The organism is Gordonia sp. (in: high G+C Gram-positive bacteria), assembly GCF_049299075.1.
Lineage (GTDB): Bacteria > Actinomycetota > Actinomycetes > Mycobacteriales > Mycobacteriaceae > Gordonia.
Genome location: NZ_JBAQWU010000116.1, coordinates 1 through 2378, shown reverse-complemented (window position 1 = coordinate 2378; position 2378 = coordinate 1). Strand labels below are relative to the sequence as shown.

Genomic DNA, 2378 nt, shown 5'->3' with positions numbered 1-2378 from the left:
CGATGGAAGTGCTGGGCATCAACCCGATCCAGCGCCTGGTGGTCCCACGGGTTCTCGCCATGGTGCTGGTCGCCATGCTGCTCAATGGACTGGTCGCCGTCGTCGGCATCGTCGGTGGCTACTTCTTCAATGTGAACCTGCAGGGTGGTACTCCCGGCGCCTACCTGGCCTCGTTCGGTGCGCTCGCGCAGCTGCCAGATCTTTACATTTCGACGTTCAAGGCCGCCGTCTTCGGCCTCATCGCCGGTGTGATCGCGGCCTATAAGGGTCTGCATCCGAAGGGCGGTCCGAAGGGGGTCGGCGATGCGGTGAACCAGTCGGTCGTGGTGACCTTCCTGCTGCTATTCTTCGCGAATCTGATCATCACCGCGGTGTTCCTTCAGATCGTTCCCCCGAAGGTAGGTTAGTCGTGACCCGTGGCGTAACGATCGCTAGGAATAAGCCGGAATACCTGCTGTACGAGACCAAGAAGCAACTCGGCCGTCCGCTGAAGCTGCTCGACGGTGCCGGCGAGCAGATGTCCTTCTACGCGCGCACGCTCGCGTGGATTCCCAAGACGCTGGTCCATTACACGCGCGAGGTGCTCCGCATCCTCGCCGAGGTGGCCTTCGGTGCCGGCGGTATGGCCGTCATCGGCGGCACGGTGGGCGTGATGATCCTGATGTCGGGTTTCACCGGCGTCGTGGTGGGTATGCAGGGCTACGCCGCGCTTAGCCAGATCGGCACCGAGGCACTGTCCGGTTTCTTGTCGGCGTACGTCAATACGCGGGAAGTGGCGCCGCTGGTGGGTGCCCTGGCCCTCTCGGCCACCGTCGGGTGCGGCTTCACCGCCCAGTTGGGCGCCATGCGCATCTCCGAGGAGATCGACGCCCTCGAGGTGATGGCTGTGCCGTCCATCCCGTTCCTGGTGTCCACTCGGGTGATCGCCGGCTTCGTCGCGATCATCCCGCTCTACGTGCTTGGTCTGATGGCCGCGTATCTGGCGTCGCGCGTGATCAACACCGTGTTCAATGGGCAGTCCACCGGCTCCTACGACCACTACTTCAATCTCTTCTTGCCACCGCAAGACGTGTTGTGGTCGTTCGCCAAGGTGCTGATCTTCGCGTTCGTGATCATCTTGGTCCACTGCTACTACGGCTACTACGCGTCGGGCGGTCCGGCCGGGGTGGGCGTGGCGGTGGGGCACGCGGTGCGTACCGCTCTTGTGCTGATCGCCATTATGGACTTCTTCTTGAGCCTCGCCATCTGGGGCACCAGCACCACGATCCGGATCGGAGGATAGCGCGCTCGTGACTACGTTCAAGCGCAGGCTCTTGGGTCTGCTGTTCTACATCGTCATCATTGCGCTGGTGGCGCTCTCGGTGCTGATCTTCCGGGGCACCTTCGAGAAGCACACGATGGTCAGTCTGGAAGCGACCAGTGCCGGTAACGCATTGGTCCCGCGGGCTGACGTCAAGGCGCGCGGAGTGGTGGTGGGCAAGGTCGACTCGATCAGTCCGCTGCCCAATGGCAAGGTGAATGTCGAGCTGGCGATGAACCCGTCCCTCGTCGGCGAGTTGCCGGCGAACGTGACCGCCCGCGTGCTGCCCAAAACGCTCTTCGGTGAGCGCTTCGTCTCGCTGGGGATTCCGGCGCAGGCGTCCGGCCCGGCGCTAGCGGCCGGTGACACCATTTACATCGATGAAGCCGGCAATGCGCCCGAGGTGGAGGATCTGTTCGACGCGCTGCTGCCGCTTCTGGAAGCTGTGCCGCCGGAGCGCCTGAACGCCACGCTCACCTCCGTGAACGCCGCTATCGGTGGCCGCGGTGCGGAACTGAAGACGACGATCCGCGAGCTCAACAGCATCTTTGGTGAGCTGAACAAGAACATGCCTGCCCTGCAGGGCACGCTGGAGGGTTTGGCGAGCTTCTCGCAGACCTACTCTGAGGCGCTGCCGAATGTGATCGACGCCCTGGATAACTTGCGGGTCACCAATCGGACGATCGTGGACCACCAGGGCGACCTGGCCACGCTCATCTCGACGTTGGGGGTGGCTGCGGTGGACACCACTAAGTTCCTGCAGACCAACCGCAAGGACCTGGTCAACTTGTTTGTCGACTCCGAGGTTGCGCTGGTGCAGCTGGCTCGCCAATCGCCGGTCTTCGGGTGCACGTTCAACAACTTTGCGACGCTGATCCCGAAGGTCAGCCCGATCGTCGGCAAGGGCACCCAGAACCCGGGCGTCCACGTCAACCTGCAGTTTGTGAACCCGCGTGGCCGCTACCTGCCGAACCAGGACGAGCCGCGGATCTGGTGGACCGATCCGCCGGCCCGCTGCTACGCGCCGGCCACCAACGGCCGCCCGTTCCCGCAGTACCCGGGCGGTTCGGTGCCGGAC

Annotated in this window: 3 protein-coding genes; all 3 read left to right on the top strand. The window is 63.8% G+C overall.

What is annotated here, in order from left to right; translation table 11 throughout:
• Positions 1-407: MlaE family ABC transporter permease (locus WAW85_RS03925; protein ID WP_422558342.1), on the top strand; the 407-nt coding region annotated here is incomplete at its 5' end.
• A gap of 2 nt (positions 408-409) precedes the next feature.
• Positions 410-1282 carry an MlaE family ABC transporter permease gene (locus WAW85_RS03920; protein ID WP_422558341.1) on the top strand — a complete coding sequence of 291 codons (873 nt, stop codon included), beginning with the start codon at positions 410-412 and terminating at the stop codon, positions 1280-1282.
• A gap of 7 nt (positions 1283-1289) precedes the next feature.
• Positions 1290-2378, top strand: a 1089-nt coding sequence (locus tag WAW85_RS03915) for an MCE family protein (RefSeq protein ID WP_422558340.1), incomplete at its 3' end; no start/stop codon positions are given.